Source organism: Silvimonas sp. JCM 19000 (assembly GCF_054652575.1).
Window position 1 is genome coordinate 1 of the sequence record NZ_BAAIHC010000026.1, and the last position, 24,742, is coordinate 24,742.

Below are 24,742 nucleotides of genomic sequence, written 5' to 3' on the forward strand. Positions count from 1 at the left end.
ATTGAGATCTTTTCATCGTGCCCGTCCTGAAAAAAGATAATGGTTACTTCCCTCTTCCATATCAGCCGCCAGGGGTTCTACATTCATTGATATATAACGTGTCTTGATTCGTGACCCACGCGCCAGGATTTTTCAAATCCAGCCCTGCCCTTTCCACGCTCGTTAGCAGCTTTTCACGATCCAATCGATCCCGAATTCGCCTTTTCTTATAGTTCTCCACCTGCTCAAACGGCACAGGATCGCCCTTCTCAAAAAAATCCCACCGGTCGCCATCCTTGAAAGCTCGAACCAAACGTCTGGTAACTCCGCTTTGGTAGACACGGATCGAGTTCATCGGATATTCGTCATCATTAGAACTGGTGGAAATACTTATACAGTCCAGTTCGAATCTCTTGCACAGCTGATAGACCATGCTGTGCCACCCGTCGCTGCAATTGGCAATAAAAAAACATCGATCGATATAAATGAGAGGCTGGTAAATTAATGCCTTTATGGGATTCCGGCTACCGTAGTAGGGTCTGCCTGCATTTACGGTATTTAGATCCAGTTTTCCCTCATTCAAGGTGAAACCGGCCGCACGGGCGGGGTCCCGGAAGTGTTCTCTCACCAGTTCCTTCATCAAATCCAGCTTGATATCAAAGCAGGAAAGGACGACAAACTCTGAACTTTCGATGGAAAAACTCACCTTTTTACCTCAATGAATGTAATTCGCCGGTTAAGTAACTGTCATTTTTTGAGAGTTATTCACTGTGCCCCTACCATTCGACTGTGAATTATCAAACTCTTCATGATGGTGCTGCTTTGCTCTGAGTCTTTGCCACGGCGATGTAATCACAGCCGTAAAATGCATGTGCCTATTTCAATCATCGCCTGGTTTTTCAAGCAAGACCGATGTTACCGATCACTTTGTTACTGAATTTGCTTCTTAGCGCCGCGGCATTCATCTTGTCGATCAAAGTCAATGTGCTGATGAAACTCAAATCTTCGATTTGACGTTGAATTTCCGCTTGCATCAGCGCATGCGACAAGATTTTTTGCTCAAAATCGGGATCTTCAATATCCAGGCCGTCCGCCTCTTGAATGTACATATCCACAGTGTCACAAGCGAGTACTGATATCTCCACAATAAGGCCCACGGCGTCATCAACCATAAAGCGAAGAAGATTACTGGTTGCGACCACGGCGTCCAACGCGGAAGAAACGAGTGGATCGTCATAGTCTTCCGTATCAGGCGCAACTGCCTCGCATTCGGCGGCCAAACGGAAAAAGTCGAATTGATGTCCTTGGTCGATATTTTCCCAAATGCTATTCAAATATTGTCTCAAGCCGGAATAATCGAGATTATGCCGCTGTGCAAAAATCGACGCATTGGGCAATAAACGTTCACATAGGGAGAGGCCGAACAATGCGCGATGCTCGTGACTAAGCGCGCCGAGGTCCAGCCGTAATTGGTCTTCGTTTAGCTCTAACATCGCTTTACCTCCCTTTCCAGAACCCCATTTCGCTGGGCCGCATTTTTACGCGCACTTTCATTTACCCCGCGCGCGCGTGGATCAAGGCGTGCCTCAGTGATTCGATTAGCGTCGTATTTAATATCGAAAGGATTACGCTTAATCACCAATTGGTTTCAATCATCTCTGCAAGCGGGATTTCCAGAACGGCGAAGTCTCCGGGAACCGCTAATTACATAAGTCATCGGCGGCTTCTTGCAATTTCTCGATAAACTCTTGCAGAGGAATTCTAAGGCCAAGTTCTCCGTTTTATCCGGAAACGAAACACAAACCGCAGCGCGCCCCTGTTCACGGTCCATCAATAGCAAAAACTGCCCGCCATAATATAGCTCACTAACCAGATGTTCGTGGTCGCTGTCGCTAAGTATCAATCTTTCCCAAAGCATGCGCTTGCTCCTCGCCTAAGAAACCCGTCAAATCTGTTAAACCGAATTCGATATCGAAGCAGGAGAGCACAATGAGCATAGGCTAACAGACAAAGCAGAAACGAATACACAGAGGAATTGATCCGTATTGCCTGCATATCAACCAAAGCGCATAAACCGCCGGCATCATCGATCACAATTTCGTTCTCATCGCGGACATAGCCGATTGCCCATTTGCCGTGCGCCCTATCCACGGCGCTCTAAAGAGCAGATTGGACGCCGGCCAGAATGGCGAATATTTTGATATTGCCGATCCAGCGCATTCAAAGCCGCGCTCTGCAAAAAGCCCGCTGATAACAGCGGGCTTGTTTTCTTTTTATCAAGGCAGAACGCATAGGTTTGCCTAAGTGAACCGATCAGGGAAACACCGCCCCCTGCACCGCCAGCACCCCGCTGCGCCCTTCAATCTCGGCCATCTCGACATGGTGATACGGCAGGCGCGCCAGATCGATCGAATCGCACAGATCAGCCGTCGACACCAGGGTGTAGCCCTGTGCCTTCCAGCCTTCCAGCAAACGCTCAAATACGGGCAACAACTTCATGCCTTCCAGTTCGGCGTGCAAGGTGTAGACGTGGCCGTAGGGGGTTTCCTCGGCAGTCAGGCGCAGCAGGTGTTCGTGCACATTGTCCGGGGTCAGGCCGTCCACGCCGATCAGTTCGTCCAGCGTGGGCAGTGTGGACGGCAGTTGCGGCACGCGCACCAGCTCGCCCCGCACCACGGGCCAGAAAGGATGAGTGCCGCGGGTGTCCGAGGCGTAGCGCAAGCCCATTTGTTGTTCGAAGCGGTAGGCGTGTTCGTTCATTTGCCAACCCGCCGCGCCATGGGTGCGCGCTGGTGCGCCGAAGATGCTCTGGAAGCGCTCGAAGGCGACTTTCATTTCGGATTGCGTCCAGGCCGCATCGGCGTGGGCGACACCGTCTTGCCAGCGGATATGGTCCCAGGTATGGATGCCGTTCTCAAAACCGGCGGCGGCCACGTCGCGCATGATGCCGGCGCAGCGTTTGCCGATGTCCGGGCCGGGCAACAGCGTGCCGTACATCAGGGTTTTAAAGCCGTAATGTTCGACCACCGAGGTGCGCGACACTTTTTTCATAAAGCCCGGGCGGAACACGCGTTTGATGGCGCGGCCGGTGTGATCCGGGCCCAGGCTCCACAGAAAAGTGGCGTTGGCGCCATGGCGTTGCAGCGCTTCGACCAGCGCGGGGATGCCGACGCGCGTGCCACGGTAAGTGTCTACATCAATTTTGAGAGCAAGAAGACGCATACATCCGGGTTCTGGTAACTGAGGGTTAGGCGGCTAGCGGCTGGCGGGCTCCGAGGCGGTGGCCTTGCCGGCGCGCTTGAGCATTTCGTGTTCCATCGCAGCAAACTGGCGTTGTAGCTGGTTTTTGGCCGAGCCAGCGCCCAGGCTGCCCAGCAGCGACGAATTGGGCGTCCATTGGGCGCGGTAGCTTACCACGGTCTCACCGTTTTTCTCGCTGAGCGTACTCACGCTTTCCATGGCACCCGAATCGCCGCCCACGGTATGGGCCTTGATCTCGGTTTGCGGGGTCAGCGTCAGTTCCCGCACTGAATCGTAATTAACATGGAACAAGCCGGCGCTGACTTTGCCGGTCTGTTCCACCTTCCACACATTGCCGTTTTTTTCCAGCACCTTGCTCGAGGCCAGATTGGGAATAAACGCGGTCATATGTTCAAAGTCGGTCAGCACGGCCCAGGCAATTTCGCGCGACACCGGCACGCTGAATTGGGTATCCAGTTCGACCGTATCGCCATTTTTGGTGACGTGGGCTTCGGGTTGGCTGGCGGCGGAATCCGCGGCAAAGGCCGCCGGCGCACACAGCGCCAGCAAACAGCATAAAGACGACAATGTTTTCATTGCAGCACCTCGATAATGGCCAGCCCCAGTTCATAGAGTTTGCCGCGCTCGACTTCGTGGCAGCGCTTGACCTGCACATGCGCCGCAAACGGCGTGCGCGGGCCCGGCCCGGAGGCGGGCGGCATCACAAACACATCAAACGTTTCATCGGGGCGGGGGACATAGCTGCTGCGGATAGTCAGGCCACCCACGCTAAGGTCGGTGCAGATGCCATAGGCCGGCATGCTGGAATTCTTGAACCGCAGCTTGACCTTGCAGTTCATCGGAACACGCCGTGACGTTCTTTGCTCGCGCTGACCCATCTAGCCCCCGTGCGGCGCATGCATGTGCGTCGCTTTTATTTGAGACGAATGTACGGATTGTGGCAGCCGGTGCGGCGCGCCGCTGTCAGCGGGTGGCGGATTACGCTCAGGATTCGCGCGTCACGCGCCAGACCTCTTCCAGACTGGTTTCGCCACGCAGAACGCGGCGCAGGCCGTCCTGGCGCATGGTCAGCATACCGTGCTGTTGGGCATACGCTTTGAGGTCCAGCTCGGCCGCACGCGCGTGGATCATGGTGCGTACGGTTTCGTCGACCTGGAACAATTCGTAGATGCCGGTACGGCCACGATACCCGGCGCCGTTGCATTCGGCACAGCCCACCGGTCGGTAGATCACCGGCGTGTCGATCCCTTCAAAAGCCAGGCGTTCATCCGGTAGGGGCGTATCCGGACGGCGGCAGACCGGGCACAGTTTGCGCGCCAGCCGCTGGGCCAGCACCCCCAATAAGGACGAGGCCAGCAGAAACGGCTCGATGCCCATATCAACCAGCCGGGTGACCGCGCTGACCGAATCGTTGGTGTGCAAGGTGGCCAGCACCAGGTGACCGGTGAGCGAGGCTTGCACGGCAATCTGCGCGGTTTCCAGATCGCGGATTTCACCGATCATGATGATGTCCGGATCCTGGCGCAGGATGGCGCGCAAGGCCCGGGCAAAACTCATATCGATACGCGGGTTGATCTGGGTCTGGCCAACGCCATCCAGGTCGTATTCGATCGGGTCTTCCACCGTCATGATGTTGGCGACTTGCGCATCCATGCGCGACAAGGCGGCGTATAGCGTGGTGGTTTTGCCCGAGCCGGTGGGGCCCGTCACCAGCACGATGCCGTGCGGCTGGTTGAGCATGCCTTGCAGGATATCCAGCGTATCGCGGCCCATACCCAGTTTTTCCAGGTCCAGCCGGCCGGCTGATTTATCAAGCAAACGCAGTACGGCGCGTTCGCCATGACCGGTTGGCAGCGTGGAGACCCGGACATCGACCGGGCGCCCGGCGATGCGCAAAGTGATCCGGCCATCTTGCGGCAGGCGTTTTTCGGCAATATCCAGCCCCGCCATCACCTTGATTCGCGACACCAGCGCCGAGTGCAATGCGCGCTTGGGTTCAAGGATGTCGCGCAAATTGCCATCGACGCGAAAACGCACTACGGAACGGGTTTCAAACGGCTCCAGATGCAGATCGGAGGCGTTTTCGCGCAGCGCTTCGGTCAGCAAGGCGTTGATCAACCGAATGATGGGCGCGTCGTCTTCGGTTTCCAGCAGGTCTTCGATTTCGGGCAGCTCTTGTGCCAGCCGCGACAGATCGATATTGCTTTCAAGGTCATACGCCACCGAGGCCGATGCCCCGCCTGCGTTGGAAAACAGCTGGGTCAGGCGGCCATCGTAGACATCGGCATCGACCAGCTCCACCGTCAGCGGGCGTTGCGCCACCCGGCGCAGCTCGCTCAACGCCGACAGTTCAGCGCCGCGCCGCATCAACACGTGGATGACATCGCCGTCCTGGGCGATATCGACCACGCCGTTGTCACGGGCAAAGTGATAAGGAACCAGACGCGCGCTCACTTGGCTGGCGCCTCCGTGTTATCCGTCGGTGCCGGGATCGGGCCCACCGACGGCGTGGTGGCATTAACGCCAGAAGCATCGCTGGCGGGCGCACGTGTGGTATCGGGCAGCGTCAGATCTTGCGTGTCATAGCGGCCATTGCGGGTTTTCAGCTTGGTGCTGCCTTCCAGCCCCGGCAACACCACATCCGGCACCGCAGGCAAGGCCGCGCTATCCGACATCTTGAAGTTCTGCTGCACGCCGCGGATATAGCCGTAGCGATCGCTGGTCAGTGCATCGGTATCTTTGCTGTCGTACAGAATGACCGGGCGCAAGAACACCATCAGATTGGTCTTGGACCAGTTACGCGCCTGATAGCGGAACAGGCCGCCGATCCACGGCAGATCGCCCAGCACCGGCACTTTGTTTTCGGCGTTTTGCGAAGAATCTTCGAGCAAGCCACCCAGCACGATGGTCTGGCCGTTATCCACCAGCACGCGAGATTCTATGGTGCGTTTTTTGGTGGCCAGGCCGCCGCCGGAGGTATCCACCGTGCTATCGACGGCCGAGACTTCCTGGTACACCTGCATGGTAATCGAACCCCCTTCCGACACCTGCGGCCGCACCGCCAGCGTGATACCGACGTCCTGCCGGGTATAGGTATTGAACGGGTTGGTATTGGAGCCGCTCGACGCAGTCTGGCCAGTCAGGATCGGAATGTTCTGGCCGACCATGATCTTGGCTTCTTCGTTATCCAGCGTGACCAGGTTAGGCGTTGACAGCACATTGGCATCGCCCTGGTTCTGCAAGGCCGACAACAACAGGCCCACAGTCGGCGTCTTGCCGTTACCGGTGAGCGAGCCATTCACCACGCCCACGTTGAAACCGGTCGGCAGCGAGCTGTAATCGCCGCTGGATGCCGCCGTGACTATGGTGCCGAGCGCGTTGCCCAGCGAGCCCACGCTCGACAAGGACGACAGACCAATAATCGAAGCGGACGAACTGGAGCCACCCAGCACCCATTGCACGCCCAGTTCATTGGCTTTGCTGGCGTTGACTTCAGCAATGATGGCTTCGACATAAACCTGCGCGCGGCGCACATCCAGCTTGTCGATCACGCTGCGCAGATTGTTATACACATTGTCCGGCGCGGTAATGACCAGCGAGTTGGTGGTCTGATCGGCCTGCAACAACACGGTGGCGCCGCCGATCTGCACGCTGGTGCCGGTGCTCTGGTTGCTGCTGCTGTTGCTCCCGGTATTGCTGCTGGACGACAAACCGGCGCTGCTGCCCGAAGTGCCCGAGGTGCCGCTGGTGCTGGACGAGCTGCCACTGGTGCCGCTGGTGCCGCTGCTGTTACTGGATGAGGTCGACAGCCCCTGGCTGGAACTACTGCTACTGCCACCGTCCGAGCCGGTCAGAATGCCGCGCAAGGTGCCGGCCAGTTTGACCGCCTCGGCATTACGCAAATACACCACATGGATATTGCCGCCGGCCGCACCCGGTGTATCGAGCGTGGCGACCAGGCGTTTGATCTGGGTGGCGATGGCGGCGTTTTCACTGCGCACCAGCAGCGAGTTGCTGCGCAGGTCCGGCACCACCGTGCTGCGCCGGATGCCCTCGCCCATCTGATTGGCCGCCGAAACGCCTTGCATGGCGATTTCCGGCATCAGCTTGGCCAGCGTCTGCGCAACTTCGAGCGCAGAGGCGTACTTGAGCGTGATCGGAAAAATATCGGAGGACGACGGCTGATCAATATTCTCGATAATGCGGTTAAGCCGCCGCACGTTATCCGCGTAATCGGTAATCACCAGCGTATTGCCAGCCGCGTAAGCCGCTACCGCATTATTTGGAGAAACCAGTGGCCGCAAAATCGGCACCAGTTGCGAGGCCGATTCATATTTAAGCGGATAAACCTGAGTAACGATGCGATCACCCGACAACTTCATGCGCGTGCTGCCGGTGGCGCTGTAATGCTGTTTGGCGTCAGCTTCGGGCATGACTTTAATCACGCCATTTGATTCCAGCGCAGTAAAACCTTGTTGGCGTAATGCAGAAAGCAGAATCGGATACACCGCGTCTTTGGCGACGGGCTCTGACGAAATGATATTCACCGTGCCTTTAACGCGCGGATCGATGACAAAATTCTTGCCCGAAATCAGGCCGATTGCCTTGATCGTGGATTCAATATCGGCGTTAACGAAATTGAGCATCACGGTGTTGTCGGCCGCCTGGACTAACTGGCTGGCCAACAAACAAGCAATAAACAAAGAGCGCACACGAGGTTTCATGGAAGTCCGTCAAGGCTGAATCTGATAACTCAATCGCAAATTGCTGCCATGGCGGACAACCACCAGCGCCACTTGCGACTGCTGACTAAATAGCGTGTAAAGCGTTGATATATCTGAAGTCGTATTCAGGTTTTGCCCATTAATAGACTTTAATACATCGCCATTCTGTAATCCGAGCGGACCGGCAAAAGGCTGCGCGGCCGCATTATCAATCTGGATACCGCCGCCATTGGCGTTGCCGATACCCTTGGCCCAATCGGCCACATTGCCGTTCTGCATCGCCGCGGCTAACTGACCCCGCGTAACGGTGGAACTGGAACCCGCCGTGGCCGAAGAAGCGGCTCTGGGCATGGGTTTGGCTGGTTCGACGCCAGGCGGAATGGCCGGGCCACCGCCGGGGGGCGGCGTGGTGACGACCGGGGTCATCTGACTGGGGTCGGCCGGCTGTGCGCCCGCTGCAGCGGCGGCCACGCCAGATGCATCAGCCCCCTGCAGCGGAATATTCTCGGTGCGGCCGTTATGGCTGACTTCGGCATGATCGCGTGTTACGCGCAGCAACTTGACGCCGGGTTGCAGTTCCTGGCCCACCTTGGCGGCCACTGGCTCCGCGCCCAGACTGGTAAAGATGGCGGCGCTATAGCTATCCCCGCCCGCGATCACGGCGATCAGTTGTGCGGCCAGCGTAGTCGGGCCGGTGGCAACGGCGGCCTGGCCGAACCATACGGGCGCGTTATTCCATGCCATTTGCTGGGCTGGCAGCGGCTGAACAGGCGGGGCCAGACGTACTTGCGGCGAACGCGGGGCAAAGATCTGCCAGAACAGGCCTGCGCCCATCCACGCCAGCACCACCAGCAACACCAGCTCCAGCCATAAGGGAGCACGTGCCACCACGAAGGATTGAAGTCTTGAAGCTTTCACCGGAAATACATCTTTGTGCGAACAGGAGGCCATTTATACCGCAATGGGCGCGCTCGTTGCTACCCACAGCGAGTTACATAAGAAGGCGCATGCCTTTGAGACAACGCCGTCTAAAAATATTTGAGCCCGATTGCAAAAAAAAATTGACCACCCTTTTTGCGTATGCTTTAATGCGCACCTCTCGAAAGACGAGGGGCGATTAGCTCAGTTGGTAGAGCGCCTGCCTTACAAGCAGGATGTCGGCGGTTCGACCCCGTCATCGCCCACCACTGCGGAGTGGTAGTTCAGTTGGTTAGAATACCGGCCTGTCACGCCGGGGGTCGCGGGTTCGAGTCCCGTCCACTCCGCCAGCATTCCAGGAAAGCCGCTTTTTTAAAGCGGCTTTTTCTATTTATGCAAGACCTCTATTTGTTAAGTGTTGATATCTGTTATTAGCCCGCGACAAATAGAAATGTATTAATACGTAATGCGGAATGTGCTAAAACTTTTTTAAATAGTTGATTGACGCATTCTTCACCTTATGTTTTAATGCGCCTCTCTTGTCGGAGGGCGATTAGCTCAGTTGGTAGAGCGCCTGCCTTACAAGCAGGATGTCGGCGGTTCGACCCCGTCATCGCCCACCATCAGTTTTAAAGTTTTAACTGCTTCAAATCGTCATACCACTGCGGAGTGGTAGTTCAGTTGGTTAGAATACCGGCCTGTCACGCCGGGGGTCGCGGGTTCGAGTCCCGTCCACTCCGCCATCACCTTTGTTGCTTATCCCTGAGCAATATGGCTGCGCTACTTGGTACAAAGTAGAACTTCTGCAGCGTAGTTCACACCCCACTGCTTACCGTCGCTAGAACACTATAGATAATACTGACGTATGACATTTGCATTGTTACAATGCCCGCACGTCATTGTTTGCCCCGCAGGCCACCGCGCCCGTCATTTCCAGGCCTCCTGGCACTTGACCCGAGCCCCCGCTCTGGCGCAAATTCGTCCCCAAATCCAGGCCAACTTATAAAACATGTCTTCAGCCGCTCGTGCCGCTCTACCCCGCTTCCGACCCATGCTGGTTGGTTCTGCGCTCTGCGTGAGCCTGGGCGGTGTTGCGGCTGTGCATTGGTGGGGCGGCATGGCCATGGGTTTGCCGCTGTTTCTGATTGGCGCCTGGTTGGTCATTGGTACCTTGTGGCTGGCCGTCGTCAACGCCGCTCCGGCTGACGCCCCCCTCCCCGCCGCCAGTGATACCCATGGTGTTGAAGAAGATCTGCGCAATCTGCCCATTGCCGAATCGCTGCCCGATCTGGTCTGGCGTATCGATTTTGCCAATCGCGTGGTGACCTCGCTCAATCAAGCCTATGCCGTGCATCACCCGGTGGCGCAGGGCAACAACGTGCGCTTGTCCGGCTTGTTTCCGGCCCGCGTGTCGCGCCAGTACCTGGAAGCGCTGATTGCCGTGCAAAGCGCGCAAAGCATGCAGCAGTTTGAATATCGTCTGGGTAACGGCGATGAATCCGGCCTGCGCGTGTTTGAAGCCCGCCTGCTGCCGCTGTCCACTAAAGAATGTATAGCCGTTATCCGCGACGTGACGCAGATGAAGGCCACCGAAGAAGCCTTGTTCAACCAGCAGCTGTTTGTGCATCAGATTATCGATTCCAGCCCGAACCTGATTTTTGTGCGCGATAAACACGGCCGTTTCTTGCTGGTTAACCGCGCTACGCAAACCACGCTGGGGCATGAACTGCTGGTGCAATCGCATCTGGCAGCCCATGACTCGCAGTTGCCGTTTACCGTCGGCGATACCGAAGTCCTGGAAAACGGTGACACCGTGCGCGTGGTCGATCACTGGACGCTGCCGAATGGCCGCATCCACTGGTTTGATATCACCAAGCAACCGCTGGTGCGTGATGGCGATGTCTACATCCTGAATATCGCCATCGATATCACGCACGTCAAAGCCGCCGAAGCGGCACTGGCTGCGTCTGACCCGCTCTCCAGTGGCGTTGCCGATGCGCTGCCGGTGCCGTTCATGCTGGTGCGCGACGGCATTATCGAATTCGTCAACAACCCGCTGTGCGAACGCCTCAACACGCCGCCTTCTGATCTGCTCGGCCGTCCGCTGCAAGCTGTGGCCAGCAATGGCGACGATTTGTTGGCTAACCCCAAGCCCGGCGTGCCGCAACGCATCCGCTTTGTGCGCGGCCACGCCGAATACGATTGCCACGTGCAGCAAGTCGGCGAAGAAGAAGACAGCACCCGCACCCTGCTCGTGCTGGCCTGAACCCACAGAAAGTGGCATAGGGTGGGACTGGTCCCACCACTCAAAGCCTCCCGACGCGCCCGTGTGGCGCGATCTTTCGCGTAAGTGCCAGAACATCGAACAGCGCTAGCCGGCGTGGTGCTAGCCGTTGGCTTTGCGTGGTGGGTCTGGACCCACCCTATGCGCCCCGCCCCTCTCGAGCCACACCGGCGTGCGCGTACGAACCGTTAGCAAGCGGCAGTACGTGCCGTGCTACGCCATGCCCCGCAGCCTCGCTTTCCATCCGTGATAAAATCGGCCGCTTTTACGTCCGGTTATTCTATGTCCGCTTCCCTCGCCGAACTGCAAACGCAACTTGAACACTGCATGGCGCGTGATCGTGTTGCGCTGGCGCCGCGTTTGCAGTCCGCCGCCCAGCGGCTGCGTTCCGGCAAACCGGCGGACCGGGCGTTGGCGGAAATCAGCCAGGCCATGATCGCCAGCCTGCAAAAGGCCGAGCGGCGCCAGCATCAGCTGCCGCAACCTGAATTCGACGAAAACCTGCCGGTCAATCAAAAGCGCGATGAAATCCGCGCTGCGATTGCGGCCAACCAGGTCGTCATCATCTGTGGCGAAACCGGCTCCGGCAAAACCACGCAGTTGCCCAAAATCTGTCTGGAACTGGGCCGTGGCACCTTCGGTTTGATCGGCCACACCCAGCCGCGCCGTCTGGCCGCGCGTACCGTTGCCACCCGCATCGCGCAAGAGCTCAAATCCGAGATCGGCGCCGTGGTCGGCTACAAGGTGCGTTTTACCGACAAGACCAGCGACGCCAGCTACATCAAGCTGATGACCGATGGCATCTTGCTGGCCGAAACCTTGTCCGACCCGCTGCTCAGCGCCTACGACACCATCCTGATCGACGAGGCGCACGAGCGCAGCCTTAACATCGACTTTCTGCTGGGCTATCTCAAGCAGCTGCTGCCACGGCGGCCTGATCTCAAAGTCATCGTCACCTCGGCCACGATCGATGCCGATCGCTTCGCCAACCACTTTACCGGCGCGCCCGTAATCGAAGTGTCCGGCCGCACTTATCCGGTGGAAGTGCGTTATCACGCCCCCGAAGCCAGCGACGAAGACGCCGCTGAAATCGAAATGGAAGAAGCCGTGGTCACCGTGGTCGAGCAATTGTGGCGCCATGACGGCCCCGGCGATGTGCTGGTGTTTCTACCGGGCGAACGCGAAATCCGCGAAACCGCTGAGGCCTTCCGCAAAGCCAAAGTGCGCGATGCCGAAGTCCTGCCGCTGCTGGCGCGTCTATCCAACGAAGAACAACAGCGTATTTTTCGTGCCTCGAATGGCCGCCGCGTGGTGCTGGCGACCAACGTCGCCGAAACCTCGCTGACGGTGCCCGGCATCCGTTATGTGGTGGATTCGGGCCTGGCGCGGATCAACCGTTATTCGCCACGCGCCAAGGTCGAACAGCTGCTGATCGAGAAGATCTCGCAAGCCTCGGCCCGGCAACGCGCCGGTCGTTGCGGCCGGGTGTCTTCCGGCATTTGCGTACGCTTGTATGAAGAGAGCGATTTCAACGCCCGCCCCGCCTTTACTGATCCCGAAATCGTGCGCTCGTCGCTGGCGGCGGTGATCTTGCGCATGGCTGCGCTCAAGCTCGGCCGCGTGGATGAGTTTCCTTTCCTCGAAGCGCCGTCCGGCAAGCTGGTGGCCGATGGCTACCAACAACTGCGCGAGCTGGGCGCGGTGGATGACGGCGATGTGCTCACCCCTATCGGCAAGCAACTGGCGCGCTTGCCGGTCGACCCCAAGCTGGGCCGCATGCTGCTGGGTGGCCATCAGGAACACTGTCTCAAAGAGATTCTGATCATCGCCAGCGCGATGAGCTTGCAAGACCCGCGTGAGCGTCCATTTGAAGCGCGCGATGCGGCCGACCGCGCACATCTGCGCTTTGCCGACGATAAATCCGACTTCATGTCCTATCTCAAGGTCTGGGCCTTCTTTGAAGAAGCGCAGGCCAACAAGCAGTCCAATCGCCAGTTGCTCAATCTGTGCCATCAGCACTTTTTGTCGTATTTGCGCCTGCGCGAATGGCGTGATCTGCACCGGCAGCTGGAAGACATCGTTGAGGATCTGGAATGGCGTCTTAATGAAAAGCCCGGCACTTATGAGCAAATCCACAAGGCGTTGCTGACCGGCTTGCTCGGCAATATCGGCATGAAACAGCCGGAGGCCGATGAGTACCTTGGCGCGCGCGCCATCAAGTTCCAGATTTTCCCTGGCTCCGGCCTGAAGAAGGCGCGGCCGAAGTGGGTACTGGCGGGCGAGCTGGTCGAAACCACCAAGCTGTTTGGTCGCAGCGTGGCCGCCATCGAACCGCTCTGGGTGGAGCGGCTGGCCAGCCATCTGGTCAAGCGCCAATACTTTGAGCCGCACTGGGAAAAAGACCAGTCGCAGGTGACGGCCAGCGAGCGCGTCACCTTATACGGCCTGCCCATCGTGCCGCGCCGCAAAGTGCATTACGGCGCCATCAACCCGGCCGAGGCGCGCGAAATCTTTATCCGCGAAGGTCTGGTGCGCTTTAACTACAACACCAAAGCGCGCTATTACGAACACAATTTCGAGCTGCTGCTGGAGATTGAAGAGCTGGAACACAAAGCGCGGCGCCAGGACTTTCTGGTGGATGACGAAGTGTTGTTCCGCTTTTTTGATGCCCGCATCCCGGCCGATGTGGTCAATGGCGCCGGCTTTGAAGCCTGGCGCAAAGAGGCGGAAAAAGCTGATCCCAAGCTGCTGTTCCTCGACCGCGATGATTTGATGACGCAGGCCGCGGGTAGCGTGACGCAAGAGCAGTTCCCTACCTACTTCAAGCTGGCCGAAGCGCGCTTGCCACTGGCCTACCGCTTTGAGCCGGGCCACGCGCTGGATGGCGTAACGCTGACCTTGCCGCTGCATCAGCTCAATCGGGTCAACGCCAGTATTTTCGATTGGCTGGTACCGGGCATGCTGCGCGAAAAGATCACGCTATTGATCAAAGCGCTGCCCAAACCGATCCGCCGCTTGTGTGTGCCGGTGCCCGAATTTGCCACGCGCATGCTGACCGAACTGGACAAGGCCGACCGCGAAGCGCCGCTGTTGCCGCAACTGGCCCACGCCGCCACGCGTGGCACCGGCCATAGCATCAGCGAAGATGACTTTGCCGCAGCCGAACTGCCAGCGCATTTGCGCATGAACTTCCGCATTGTGGATGACGCGGGCCAGGAACTGGCGCAAGGCCGTGATCTGATCGCCATCCGCAATCAGCTGGGCGAAGCGGCGCAGCTCACCTTCCGCGAGAGTGGCGACGAAGCCGGCCCCGAAATCGAGAAAAGCGGCATCACCAAATGGGACTTTGGCGACCTACCCGCCAAGCTCACCTTCAAGCGCCAGGGTCGCAATATCACGGGTTACCCGGCCTTGGTGGCGGAAGCCGAAAGCTGTGCCATACGCGTATTCGATACCGAATTCGCCGCCGAAGCGGCACACCGCCCGGGCGTGATCCAGTTGATGAAGCTGGAGCTGAAAGAGCACGTCAAGCAATTGCCCAAAGCGGTACCGGGCTTTCAGCAACTGGCCATCCAGCTGCGTGGTCTGGGCAATAGCGACATGCTGATGGACGACCTGGTCGACTGCATCTGCAATCGCGCTTTCCTCGGTGACGACGAAGCGCCGCGCACAAAGAAAGCGTTTGATGAACAGAAGACCCGTGCCAAGGTGCGGCTGCCGTCGGTACGGGATGGCGCGGTGCGGGCACTGACCGAAATCACCGCCGAATACACCGCAGTGGCCCCGCTGGCGCACAAGCCGGGCCCGATTGCGCACGAGCTGAAGGCGCAACTGGCGCGGCTGGTGTATCCGGGCTTTATGTCCGGCACGCCATGGGAGCAATTGCCGCGCGTGCCGCTGTATCTGCGCGCGATCAAACTGCGGCTGGAAAAACGCAGCGCCAATCCCACGCGGGATGCCCAACGCGCGGATGAGGTCACCGCGTTTGAGGCGCGCTATCAGGCCGAACTGGACAAGTGGCAGCGCGACGGCCGCGACACCGCCCCGCTGCTGCCGGTGCGCTGGATGATCGAGGAATGGCGCATCAGCTTGTTTGCGCAAGAACTGCGTACGCCGTACCCGATCTCGCTGAAGCGCCTGAACAAGGTATGGGACGACCTGATCCGCCGCTAAACCGCATAGGGTGGGTCATGACCCACCCAGCAAACCCATCCCCACGAATGCAAACAGTTGCGGGTCTTGTCTGCGGCTTTGGAGGGTGGGTCTAGACCCACCCTATGGGATACCCGGGTTGCCGGCTTATTGTGTGGCGACGGGCCGGGCCGGGTCGGCGACCCATTCGCTCCATGATCCGGCGTACAGCCGGCCGCCGTTGTAGCCGGCCACCGCCATCGCCAGCAAGTTATGGCACGCCGTCACGCCCGAGCCGCATTGGTGCACCACATCAGCGGGCGGAATCGCGCCTAGCAGCTCGCGCCATTCTTGCTGCAATTGTTCAATCGGTTTGAAATGCCCGTCGACCAGGTTATCGGCATAAAAGCGGTTGAGCGCGCCGGGAATGTGTCCGCCGACCGGGTCCATGGTTTCGCCCTCACCGCGAAAACGCGACGGGCTGCGGGCGTCGACCACCTGAAACGCGGATTCGCGCAGATTGCCCATCACTTGCGTGGCATTGACCACCCGGTTGCTGCGCACATGTGGCACAAACACCGCCGCCAACGGCACCGGACGTTCTTCGCTGATGGGCCGCCCGGCCGCCTGCCACGCCGGGAAACCGCCATCCAGCACTTGCACATTGTCGTGCCCCAACCAACCCAGCAGCCACCACAGGCGCGCGGCGTACATGCCGCCCGCGGCGTCATAGGCCACCACCCGGCTGTCATTGCCTATGCCCAGACTGCCCAGCCGTGCCGCCAACCACAGCGGGGCGGGCAAGGGATGCCGCCCGTTGGCGCCGTTGCGCGGGCCGGACAGATCGGCGTCGACATGCAGATAGATTGCGTTGGGTATATGCCCCGCCTGCCAGGCGGCGCGGCCGCTGTCAGGCGACAGCAGATCATTGCGGCAATCGACCACAACCAGCTTGGGGTCGGTTAGTGCGCTGGCAAGTTGGTCCACGGACAGCAGTGGGAACATGTCATCGGGCTCCGGTTTGGGGGCTCGGGGGCGGCCAATGCGCCCCGATGCCCCGCACGTTATAACCCGGATTGGCATGGCTCGCACGGACTATGCACAAGCTTTTTTTGTGTCGCCCCGCGCTGGTGCACGCGGCGTGGCAGCAACCGCACGCAAACGTTGCCGCCACCTCTGCCGCAGGCGGTGTCACCACTGCAACTGATCAGACGCGCTCAACCGCCAGCGCCACACCCATCCCGCCCCCAATACACAGGGTGGCCAGGCCGCGTTGTACATCGCGCCGTGCCATTTCGTGCAGCAAGGTCACCAACACACGTGCGCCCGATGCACCGATCGGATGGCCCAACGCAATCGCGCCACCATTGACGCTGACGCGCTGCAGATCCCAACGCAATTCGCGCGCCACACCCAGGGCCTGGGCGGCAAAGGCTTCATTGCCTTCGATCAGATCCAGACTATCCAGGCTCCAGCCTGCCCGCGCCAGCGCGCGCTGTGTGGCCGGCACCGGGCCCATGCCCATCAAGGCGGGGTCAACGCCCGCCGAAGCCGCCGCGCGGATCACCCCCAGAATCGGCAAGCCCAGTTCCTGCGCGCGCTCGCGGCTCATCAGCATCACGGCTGCCGCGCCGTCGTTAATGCCCGAGGCATTGCCCGCCGTGACCGTACCTTCTTTGTCGAAAGCCGGACGCAATTTGCCCAGCGCTTCGGCGGTGGTGCCGGGGCGGATAAACTCATCCTGGCTGAACAGCAGCGGCTCACCTTTGCGTTGCGGTACCGCCACCGGAATGATCTCGTCAACAAAGCGCCCGGCCTCGCGCGCCGCAGCAGCTCGCGCCTGCGACGTGGCGGCAAATTCATCTTGCTCGGCGCGGCTGATGCCGTATTTGCGCGCGATGTTCTCGGCGGTCACGCCCATATGGTACTGGTGATAAACATCGGTCAGGCCGTCATACACCATGCTGTCCACCAGCGCGGCATTGCCCATGCGAAAGCTGTCGCGGCTATTGGGTAGCAGATGTGGCGCGGCGCTCATGTTTTCCTGGCCACCGGCAATCACGATCTGGTTGTCACCCGACAGGATGGATTGCACGCCCAGCGCCACGGCCTTCAGGCCCGAGCCGCAAACCTGATTGACGGTCAGCCCGGGCACGGCATCGGGGATACCGGCTTTGCGTGCGGCCTGGCGCGCCGGGTTTTGCCCCAGCCCGGCGGTCAGCACATTGCCGAGGATGACTTCGCTGATGTGTTCAGCGCTGACGCCGCTGCGCGCCAGCAGGCCCTGTATCACCGTGGCACCCAGTTCCGGCGCGCTGACATGGGCCAGCGTGCCGCCGAAGTTACCAATGGCCGTACGTCCAGCCGCAACGATCGCTACTTCAAGCATCGAAATCTCCAGAGAACACGGCGCGCCAATACGTGGTCGGCGCGTCCGGCGTTGATATTGCGGGCGATTGTGCCTGTTGCGCTGCAACAGGCGCAGGGCCGCTAATCGTTTCAAACGCAATCGGACCGCAGCTCGCACGGGCGGGCGACGGCTTGCCGCAGCGGCTCAGCCGGCTTTGGCCTTCACATAGCGCCCGGGTGCAGGCTCGATGGGTTTGTAGGTGGCGTTACCCAGTGTCTTGCGCGCCGCTACCTTCTTGCCGGTAAACGGCTGCAACCATGCCAACCAGTCGGTCCACCAACTGCCCGCATGCTGTTCGGCGCCGTCCAGCCACTGTTGCGGCTCGGCCACCGCCGCGTCCCGCGTCCAGTAGCTGCGTTTGTTGGCTGCGGGCGGATTGATGGTGCCGGCGATATGGCCGGATGCGCCCAGCACAAAGCGTGTGGGGCCGCCCAGCAAATGCGTGCTTTGCCACGCGGCTTGCCACGGCACGATATGGTCTTCGCGCGCCGCGAAGATATAGGTCGGGGTCTTGATCTGGCCCAGATCGATGGGCACGCCGCACAGCGAAAACGAATCAGGTCGGGTCAGATTGTTTTGCAGATACATGTTCTTCAAAAAGAAGGTATGCATCGGCATTGCCAGGTCAGCGCCATCGTTGTTCCAGTACAGCAAATCAAACGGTGGCGGCGTTTTGCCTTTCAGGTAGTTGTGCACCACGTAGTGCCAGACCAGGTCGTTGGCGCGTAGCGCGGCAAAGGTGCGCGACAGCTCCTTGCCGGAAACAAGGCCGCCCGCCCCTGCCGCCAACTGCGCCTCGCGCTGGCTGACCAGGTTCCAGTCGATAAAATGCTGGATATCGCCCGGATCGGCGTGATCAAGCATGGCCGCCATCAAGGTCAACGAAGCTATCCAGTCATGGCCGCGCGCTTGCAGCACCGGCATGGCCGTGGCCACCAGCACGCCGCCGATGCAGAACGACAGCACATTGATTTGCGGCTGCTTGCTGATGGCGCGGCTTACTTCAACCGCTTTGATGATGCCGTCCTCAACATAGTCATCCCATTGCAGATGCCCCAACTCGGCCGGAATCGAGCGCCACGACACCAGAAACACGGTCTGCCCCTGCGCCACGCACCAGCGCACCATCGAGTTGGAAGGCTGCAAATCCATGATGTAAAACTTGTTCACGCATGGCGGCACAATCAGCAGCGGAACTTCGCTGACTTTGCTCATCAAAGGCTTGTACTGCAGCAGCTGGAACAGCTCGTTTTCGAACACCACAGCGCCTTCGGTGGTGGCCAGATTACGGCCCACTTCAAACGCCGATTCGTCGGTCATGGTGATGGTGCCTTTGCGCACATCTTCCGCCAGCTTCTGCATGCCTTGTTGCAGGCTGGCGCCTTCGGTTTCGGCGGCCAGCTTCATGACCTCAGGATTAGTGAACGCAAAATTGGCCGGGCTGAGCGCATCGGTCAGTTGCCGCGTGAAATACGCCTGGCGGGAGCGAGCGGCGGCATCGCCGCTGGCATGCGTGGCGGCCAGCGTGTTGAGTAACCGCGCTGTAAGTAAATAATTTTGTTTGATGAACGAAAACGGCGCGGCGTCCCACTCGGGCGCGGCAAAGCGGCGGTCGCCGGCTTCAGGCTGTATCAGGGGTTCAGCGGGCGTGCCACGCAGATAAGTGGCCCACAAGGTCATCTGGTCGTGCAACCACTGAGCTTGCAACGTCGGCCATTCGGCTGTCAGACCCTTGTTTTGTTGGGCATTCTGCTCGGCAGCTGCACCGTTGGGCGCGGGCGCCGCCACGTTCATCCATTGCTGCCACAATTGCTGCTGGCTGGCGGCCAGTTGCTGATAAAACGCATCGAAAGAGGAGGAATCGGCCACTACATGCCTCGCAACAGAACTGGACAGAAAAAAACCGCACCAGACTGGTGAGGTAAACCAGCATACGAAAACGCGGTTTTTGCTGCAAGTTCGGTGAAATTTTCTAAGACAGCGCTTTGCAAATCGCGCAGTACTGCTTGATTTGACATGACTTTCTTACTCTTCTCAATTACCATGACGCGCAATCTGATCGATATGGCCCACGCATTCTGGAGACCGACCATGCGTCCTCTCAACCCCCTGATTATTTCGTTGCTGACTGCGGCGGCTCTGGCCATGGCCCCCGGTGCGCAAGCAGCAACGCATCACAAGCACAAGACCACCGCGCAAGCTAGCGCCAAAAAGTCCAGCAAGTCCAAAAAAACCGTTGCGCGTGTCGATACCACGCTGGCGCCGTCCGTTAAAGGTTCGGTCAGCCGTCGCGCCATTGCACAAGCCCGCCGTGGCGTGCGCGTGCAGCCGGCCATGGCGTTGTCGTCGATGGACAACCCCGGCGTGCAATCAGCCGCCGTGTTGATCCTGAACGAGAACAGCGGTGACGTGGTTTATCAAAAGAACCCGGACAACGTGACACCGATTGCGTCGATCAGCAAGCTGATGACCGCCATGGTGACGCTGGACGCGCATTTGCCGATGAATGAATTCATCACCATCAGCGAAGAAGACGTCGACACGCTCAAGAACACCAGTTCGCGTCTGACGGTGGGCACCCGCTTGACCCGTGCCGAAGTCATGCTGCTGGCACTGATGTCTTCGGAAAACCGTGCGGCTGCGGCATTGGCGCGCACCTATCCGGGCGGCAAGGCACTGTTCATCACCAAGATGAACGAAAAAGCCCAGGCGCTGGGCATGCACAGCACGCATTTTTATGATCCAACCGGTCTGACGCCGCAAAACGTCTCCACCGCACGCGATCTGGTCACCATGGTCAAGACCGCCCGTGGTTATCCGGAAATCCACGAGTTCACCACCTCGTCGCAATACGAGTTCACGTCCAACCTGAATGGCCGCACGATGTCTTTTCATAACACCAACCCGTTGGTGAAAGAAGACCGTTGGGACATCGGGCTGACCAAGACCGGCTTTATCAACGAAGCGGGCCACTGTCTGGTGATGGAAGCCACCATCAGCGGCACTCCGGTGGTGATCGTGCTGCTGGATTCGACCGGTAAATACACCCGCATCGGCGATGCCATCCGCGTAAAGAAATGGCTGGAAACCAGCCCGGTCGCGCTGGCACGTAGCTAAAGCAAAGCATGCATAGGGTGGGTCAAGACCCACCAACCAGAGCGGCATAACCGGACATTGATGTCCGGACGAATGGCTTTGGTTGGTGGGTCTAGACCCACCCTATTTTTGTTTTAGAAGAACTGCGTCAGCCACGCCTTGAACTGCCCCGACGACATCGCGCCGTTGACGCGGTCTATCTCCCGCCCGCCTTCAAACACCAGAATGGTGGGAATGCTACGGATACGTAGCGCGCCCGACAGATTCTGCTGCTGATCCGTATCCACCTTCAAAAACGTCGCCTTGCCGGCAAAGTGCTCGGCCGCGCTGGCATAGGCCGGGGCGAAGGATTGGCACGGGCCGCACCAGGTGGCCCAGCAATCCACGATGATGGGGCGCGCCAGCGTCTTGATCAGCGTCTGGAACTGCGCCTCGTCCACCGCCAGCGGCGCGCCGCTAAAGATCGGCTTGTGGCAAGCACCGCAGTTGGGGTCATCAGCCAAGCGGCTGTCTTCGATACGGTTTTGCGTGTGGCAATGCGGGCATGCGATCTGCATGGTGTTTGACTCCGGCGGCCCGACGGGCCTTGTTTTTGCTGTTGGGCCAACATGTTTACAAACCAGTACGCGCAACACAAGTGCGGCGCGTTCCCTTCCCTCTTTGGGGCCGGTACAATCGCCCCCCGCTCTATCTATATGTCGAGTCCTGCGTATGCTCTGGTTCCGTAATCTGCAAATTTATCGTCTGGCCCCTGATCACGCATTGACTGCGGAAAGCATCAGCAGTTGCCTGGAAAAGCGGCCGTTTGTGCCGTGCGGCAGCAGCGACATGATGTCGCAAGGCTGGATTGCGCCCGCCGCCCACGCGCCCGAGCAATTTGCCTATCCGTGGCAAGACGCCGTGCTGGTCATGCTCAAGACCGAAGACAAACTGCTGCCAGGCGCGGTCATCAAGAACGCGGCCGATGCGCGGGTCGCCGAGATCGAAGCGCGCGAGAACCGCAAAGTGGGCAAGCGCGAAGCCAAAGAAATTCGCGAACGCATCGTCGATGAGCTGATCCCGCGCGCCTTCACGCGCAGCCGCACGCAACGCGCGTTGATCGATCTGCAAGCCGGCCTGGTACTGGTCGAAAGCGCCAGCGCCAGCAAAGCCGAAGAATTGTTGTCCTTGCTGCGCGAAAGCCTCGGTAGCTTGCCCACGCGTCTGCTGCAAACCCAGACCACGCCGCAAACCGCCATGACGTTGTGGCTGGAAAGCGGCGATGCCGGTGAATTTGATCTGGGCCAGGACGTTGAACTGCGCGTACCCGGCGATGATGGGGCCATTGCGCGGCTGGTGCGCCAGCCTTTGTCCGGCGACGAAATCCAGATGCATTTGTCCGCGGGCAAACTGGTCACCAAGATAGCCGTGTCGTGGCAAGACCGCGTGGCCTTCCAGCTGACTGAAAAACTGGAACTGAAGCGCGTCGCCATGATGGATACGCTGGAAGAAGAAATGAAAGACAGCGACGCGGCCGATAAGGAAGCCTTGTTCAATGCTGGCCTGACATTGCTGCTCGGCGAGCTGCGCCAGCTGGTGCCGACCCTGATTACGGCACTGGGCGACGAGATCCCTGCCTGATCCAATAGTTGTGTGCTACCGAATGCCCGCTGCCTGCAGCGGGCATTTTTTTGGCGCACACGCCGTAAATAATCCACCTTAGCCTGACAACCGACAGGCCCCCTTGTGCGTTGCAGCAGAAAAAAACCCTAAGGGGAATGCGGGTTTGCGTCTGCTAGTCGATCGACTAGTCATTTCGACCGACCGTTCGTCTTGCCGCAAATAAGGTAAATCTGATGCACTTCAATGATTTAGGAATTGACTACCCGAAAACAGGTGATCAACAAAATGATGATTGCTTTGACAACTATATTGGGTGAAACCTATCATCCTCGGCGTATTTTGAGAATTTGAGAATTTCGCTAAGGGTTTGCTCATGTCCATCACTCAACCCCCGGAAGAAAATCTGGGCGTTCTGGTCCGTCAAGTTCGCGACGGCATGTTTCATCTGTTTGAACACAAGCTGGCGCAAAGCGGCCTTGAGCTGAATCTCAGCCAGTATCTGGTGCTCAAGCGTCTGGCTTACCACGGCGTGCAGACTGCCACTGAACTGGCCCGTGCCATCGACCACGATGCCGGTGCCATGACCCGCCTGCTGGATAAGCTCGAAGAAAAAGGCTATCTGCGCCGCCAGCCGCATCAGGAAGACCGCCGCGCGCTGCAGATTTCGCTGACCGAAGCCGGCCAGGCGCTGTGGGCCACCATGCAGGCCTGTGGTGAGGCCTCGATGGCCGTGGCCGTGTCTGATCTGAATGACGCCGAGCAAGAACAACTGGTGTCTTTGTTAAAGCGTGTGCGCAATACGCTGGAGAGCAAATAAGTGATCCCCCAAGCCGTAGAAACCGCTGCAGCGCGCTGGCGTAGCCCCGCGTTGCTCACGGTGCTGGCCGCGTCGATTCTGGCGGGCTGCGCCAATATGAAGGGTCTGGACACCAGCGCCAGCCTGCGTGATGCCAGCAGCGTGGTGGGCAAAAACGCCACGGATGCCAGCGTGTGGCCGGCGCAGGACTGGTGGCACAGCCTGAACGATGCCCAACTCGATGCGCTGATTGCGGACGCGCTCAAGAACAACCCCAACCTGGAAGTCGCCGACGCGCGTAATCGTGCCGCACTTGCCCAGGCCGGCGCCGCCGACGCCGCGCGCGCGCCGCGTGTGGATGCCGCTGCCGCGTATTCCGGCATTCGCATCCCTGGCACGGTGCTGCCGCCGCCCTATGGCGACAGCTATGCCGCGCTGAAGATGGTGTCGCTCAAATTCAGTTATGACTTCGATTTGTGGGGCGGCGAACGCGCCGCGTGGGAAGCCGCCGCCGGCCAGGCCCGCGCCGCCGCCGTCGATGCGCAACAAGCGCGCATCACGCTGTCCGGCAATATCGCCCGCACGTACGCCCAACTGGGCTATGCCTGGTCGCTGCAGGATGTGGCGCGCGCCGAGCTCAAGCGCTCGCAGGATTTGTTGGGGCTGGTCAAGCAACGCGTAGACGCCGGCATCGATAGCCAGCTGCAATCCAAGCAAGCGCAAGCCGCCGTGCCCGCTGCGCAGCAACAGATCGAAGCCGCGCAACAGCAAATCGACGATGCGCGCCTCGAACTGGCCGCATTGGTGGGCGCCAGCCCGGATCGCGCGGATCAGTTGGCGCGGCCGCAGCTGATCGAGCCGTCCCGCCTGGCGCTGCCCAATACCCTGCCTGCCAATCTGCTGGGGCGTCGCGCCGATGTGGTGGCTGCACGCTGGCGTGTGGAAAGTGCCAGCCAGGATATCAAGGCGGCCAAGGCCAAGTTCTACCCCGACTTCAATCTGAGTGCCGCCGTCGGCCTGGCTTCTTTGGGTCTGGGCGATCTGCCGCATTGGGAAAGCCGCTACGCGCAACTGGCCCCGGCCATTACGCTGCCGATTTTTGATGGCGGCCGCCTGCGCAACAACCTGGCTGGCAAAGACGCGCAATACGACGTAGCCGTGGCGCAGTACAACCTGACGCTGGTGAACGCCGTGCACGATGTGGCCGCGCAGATCAGCGCGCTTAAATCGCTGCAAAAGCAGGTAGCGCAACAGCAAGACAGCATTCGCATCGCGCGCGAAGCGTTTGATCTGGCCATGCAGCGCTATCACGGCGGGCTGGGCAACTACGTGGATGCGCTGACCGTGGAACAACAACTGTATGCCGGCGAAATGCGTCTGGCCGCGCTGAATGCGCAGCAGATCGATGCCTCGGTGTTGCTGGTGCAGGCCCTCGGTGGGGGGTTTAACGCCGACGGCGCGCTGCCCGGCCAGGTCGACGCCAGCAGCGTCGCCAGCGCCCAATAAACGCCGCATACAAAGACAAGACATTTCGGCCTGGC

18 protein-coding genes and 4 tRNA genes are annotated in these 24,742 nt (G+C 59.4%); 10 read left to right on the top strand and 12 right to left on the bottom strand.

Annotated features, from left to right (window positions below):
• Positions 1 to 61 precede the first annotated feature (61 nt).
• The 8 genes from ACYQ1A_RS18240 to ACYQ1A_RS18275 all read right to left on the bottom strand — a co-directional run bounded on the left by ACYQ1A_RS18240 (position 62) and on the right by ACYQ1A_RS18275 (position 8,855).
• Positions 62 to 685 carry a hypothetical protein gene (locus tag ACYQ1A_RS18240; RefSeq protein WP_499364247.1) on the bottom strand — a complete coding sequence of 208 codons (624 nt, stop codon included), beginning with the start codon at positions 683 to 685 and terminating at the stop codon, positions 62 to 64.
• 193 nt (positions 686 to 878) lie between these two features.
• Positions 879 to 1,472 (bottom strand): DUF416 family protein, encoded by a 594-nt coding sequence (locus ACYQ1A_RS18245; RefSeq protein ID WP_499364249.1) that lies wholly within the window; start codon positions 1,470 to 1,472, stop codon positions 879 to 881.
• An 820-nt stretch (positions 1,473 to 2,292) separates the two neighbouring features.
• Positions 2,293 to 3,201, bottom strand: coding sequence for a polysaccharide deacetylase family protein (locus ACYQ1A_RS18250; RefSeq protein ID WP_499364252.1), 909 nt, complete (start codon positions 3,199 to 3,201; stop codon positions 2,293 to 2,295).
• A 33-nt stretch (positions 3,202 to 3,234) separates the two neighbouring features.
• Positions 3,235 to 3,816 (bottom strand): SRPBCC family protein, encoded by a 582-nt coding sequence (locus tag ACYQ1A_RS18255; RefSeq protein ID WP_499364253.1) that lies wholly within the window; start codon positions 3,814 to 3,816, stop codon positions 3,235 to 3,237.
• Positions 3,813 to 4,118 (bottom strand): PilZ domain-containing protein, encoded by a 306-nt coding sequence (locus ACYQ1A_RS18260; RefSeq protein WP_499364255.1) that lies wholly within the window; start codon positions 4,116 to 4,118, stop codon positions 3,813 to 3,815. The genes ACYQ1A_RS18255 and ACYQ1A_RS18260 overlap by 4 nt, the downstream gene beginning before the upstream one ends.
• Positions 4,119 to 4,224: 106 nt before the next feature.
• A complete protein-coding gene (gspE, locus tag ACYQ1A_RS18265; protein WP_499364259.1) occupies positions 4,225 to 5,694 on the bottom strand; it encodes a type II secretion system ATPase GspE in 1,470 nt (489 codons plus the stop codon).
• Positions 5,691 to 7,964, bottom strand: coding sequence for a type II secretion system secretin GspD (gene gspD, locus ACYQ1A_RS18270; RefSeq protein WP_499364262.1), 2,274 nt, complete (start codon positions 7,962 to 7,964; stop codon positions 5,691 to 5,693). Before gspD ends, gspE begins: the two co-directional genes overlap by 4 nt.
• A gap of 9 nt (positions 7,965 to 7,973) precedes the next feature.
• Entirely contained in the window at positions 7,974 to 8,855 is an 882-nt protein-coding gene (locus ACYQ1A_RS18275; RefSeq protein WP_499364265.1) for a type II secretion system protein N, read from the bottom strand.
• Positions 8,856 to 9,075: 220 nt separating this feature from the next.
• Between ACYQ1A_RS18275 and ACYQ1A_RS18280 the strand changes: the two genes are divergently transcribed.
• The 6 genes from ACYQ1A_RS18280 to hrpA all read left to right on the top strand — a co-directional run bounded on the left by ACYQ1A_RS18280 (position 9,076) and on the right by hrpA (position 15,339).
• Positions 9,076 to 9,151 (top strand) — tRNA-Val (locus tag ACYQ1A_RS18280).
• Positions 9,152 to 9,155: 4 nt separating this feature from the next.
• A tRNA-Asp gene (locus ACYQ1A_RS18285) sits at positions 9,156 to 9,232 on the top strand.
• Between the two features lie 197 nt (positions 9,233 to 9,429).
• Positions 9,430 to 9,505 (top strand) — tRNA-Val (locus ACYQ1A_RS18290).
• A gap of 43 nt (positions 9,506 to 9,548) precedes the next feature.
• Positions 9,549 to 9,625, top strand: a tRNA-Asp gene (locus ACYQ1A_RS18295).
• A 308-nt stretch (positions 9,626 to 9,933) separates the two neighbouring features.
• Positions 9,934 to 11,148 carry a PAS domain-containing protein gene (locus ACYQ1A_RS18300; RefSeq protein ID WP_499364269.1) on the top strand — a complete coding sequence of 405 codons (1,215 nt, stop codon included), beginning with the start codon at positions 9,934 to 9,936 and terminating at the stop codon, positions 11,146 to 11,148.
• A 300-nt stretch (positions 11,149 to 11,448) separates the two neighbouring features.
• Positions 11,449 to 15,339 (top strand): ATP-dependent RNA helicase HrpA, encoded by a 3,891-nt coding sequence (gene hrpA, locus ACYQ1A_RS18305; RefSeq protein ID WP_499364272.1) that lies wholly within the window; start codon positions 11,449 to 11,451, stop codon positions 15,337 to 15,339.
• A gap of 126 nt (positions 15,340 to 15,465) precedes the next feature.
• On the opposite strand, the gene ACYQ1A_RS18310 is transcribed toward hrpA, so the two are convergent.
• The 3 genes from ACYQ1A_RS18310 to phaC all read right to left on the bottom strand — a co-directional run bounded on the left by ACYQ1A_RS18310 (position 15,466) and on the right by phaC (position 19,576).
• Complete coding sequence (locus tag ACYQ1A_RS18310; protein ID WP_499364275.1) at positions 15,466 to 16,302, bottom strand: sulfurtransferase; 837 nt, start codon at positions 16,300 to 16,302, stop codon at positions 15,466 to 15,468.
• A 202-nt stretch (positions 16,303 to 16,504) separates the two neighbouring features.
• A complete protein-coding gene (locus ACYQ1A_RS18315) occupies positions 16,505 to 17,686 on the bottom strand; it encodes an acetyl-CoA C-acetyltransferase (protein ID WP_499364279.1) in 1,182 nt (393 codons plus the stop codon).
• A gap of 165 nt (positions 17,687 to 17,851) precedes the next feature.
• A complete protein-coding gene (phaC, locus tag ACYQ1A_RS18320) occupies positions 17,852 to 19,576 on the bottom strand; it encodes a class I poly(R)-hydroxyalkanoic acid synthase (RefSeq protein WP_499364282.1) in 1,725 nt (574 codons plus the stop codon).
• 222 nt (positions 19,577 to 19,798) lie between these two features.
• Here phaC and pbpG point away from each other — a divergent pair, with 222 nt between their 5' ends.
• Positions 19,799 to 20,824, top strand: coding sequence for a D-alanyl-D-alanine endopeptidase (gene pbpG, locus ACYQ1A_RS18325; RefSeq protein WP_499364284.1), 1,026 nt, complete (start codon positions 19,799 to 19,801; stop codon positions 20,822 to 20,824).
• A gap of 113 nt (positions 20,825 to 20,937) precedes the next feature.
• Here pbpG and trxC read toward each other — a convergent pair whose 3' ends face one another.
• The gene (gene trxC / locus ACYQ1A_RS18330) at positions 20,938 to 21,360 is read right to left on the bottom strand and encodes a thioredoxin TrxC (RefSeq protein ID WP_062224919.1); all 423 of its coding nucleotides are present in this window, start codon (positions 21,358 to 21,360) and stop codon (positions 20,938 to 20,940) included.
• A 154-nt stretch (positions 21,361 to 21,514) separates the two neighbouring features.
• Here trxC and ACYQ1A_RS18335 point away from each other — a divergent pair, with 154 nt between their 5' ends.
• The 3 genes from ACYQ1A_RS18335 (at position 21,515) to ACYQ1A_RS18345 (ending at position 24,707) form a co-directional block, all read left to right on the top strand.
• Positions 21,515 to 22,423, top strand: a complete 909-nt coding sequence (locus ACYQ1A_RS18335) for a recombination-associated protein RdgC (RefSeq protein WP_499364288.1) — start codon at positions 21,515 to 21,517, stop codon at positions 22,421 to 22,423.
• A gap of 355 nt (positions 22,424 to 22,778) precedes the next feature.
• Positions 22,779 to 23,222, top strand: a complete 444-nt coding sequence (locus tag ACYQ1A_RS18340; protein WP_499364290.1) for a MarR family winged helix-turn-helix transcriptional regulator — start codon at positions 22,779 to 22,781, stop codon at positions 23,220 to 23,222.
• Positions 23,223 to 24,707: an efflux transporter outer membrane subunit gene (locus ACYQ1A_RS18345; protein ID WP_499364293.1), complete on the top strand. Its 1,485-nt coding sequence runs from the start codon at positions 23,223 to 23,225 to the stop codon at positions 24,705 to 24,707. It abuts the gene before it with no gap.
• Positions 24,708 to 24,742: the final 35 nt, after the last annotated feature.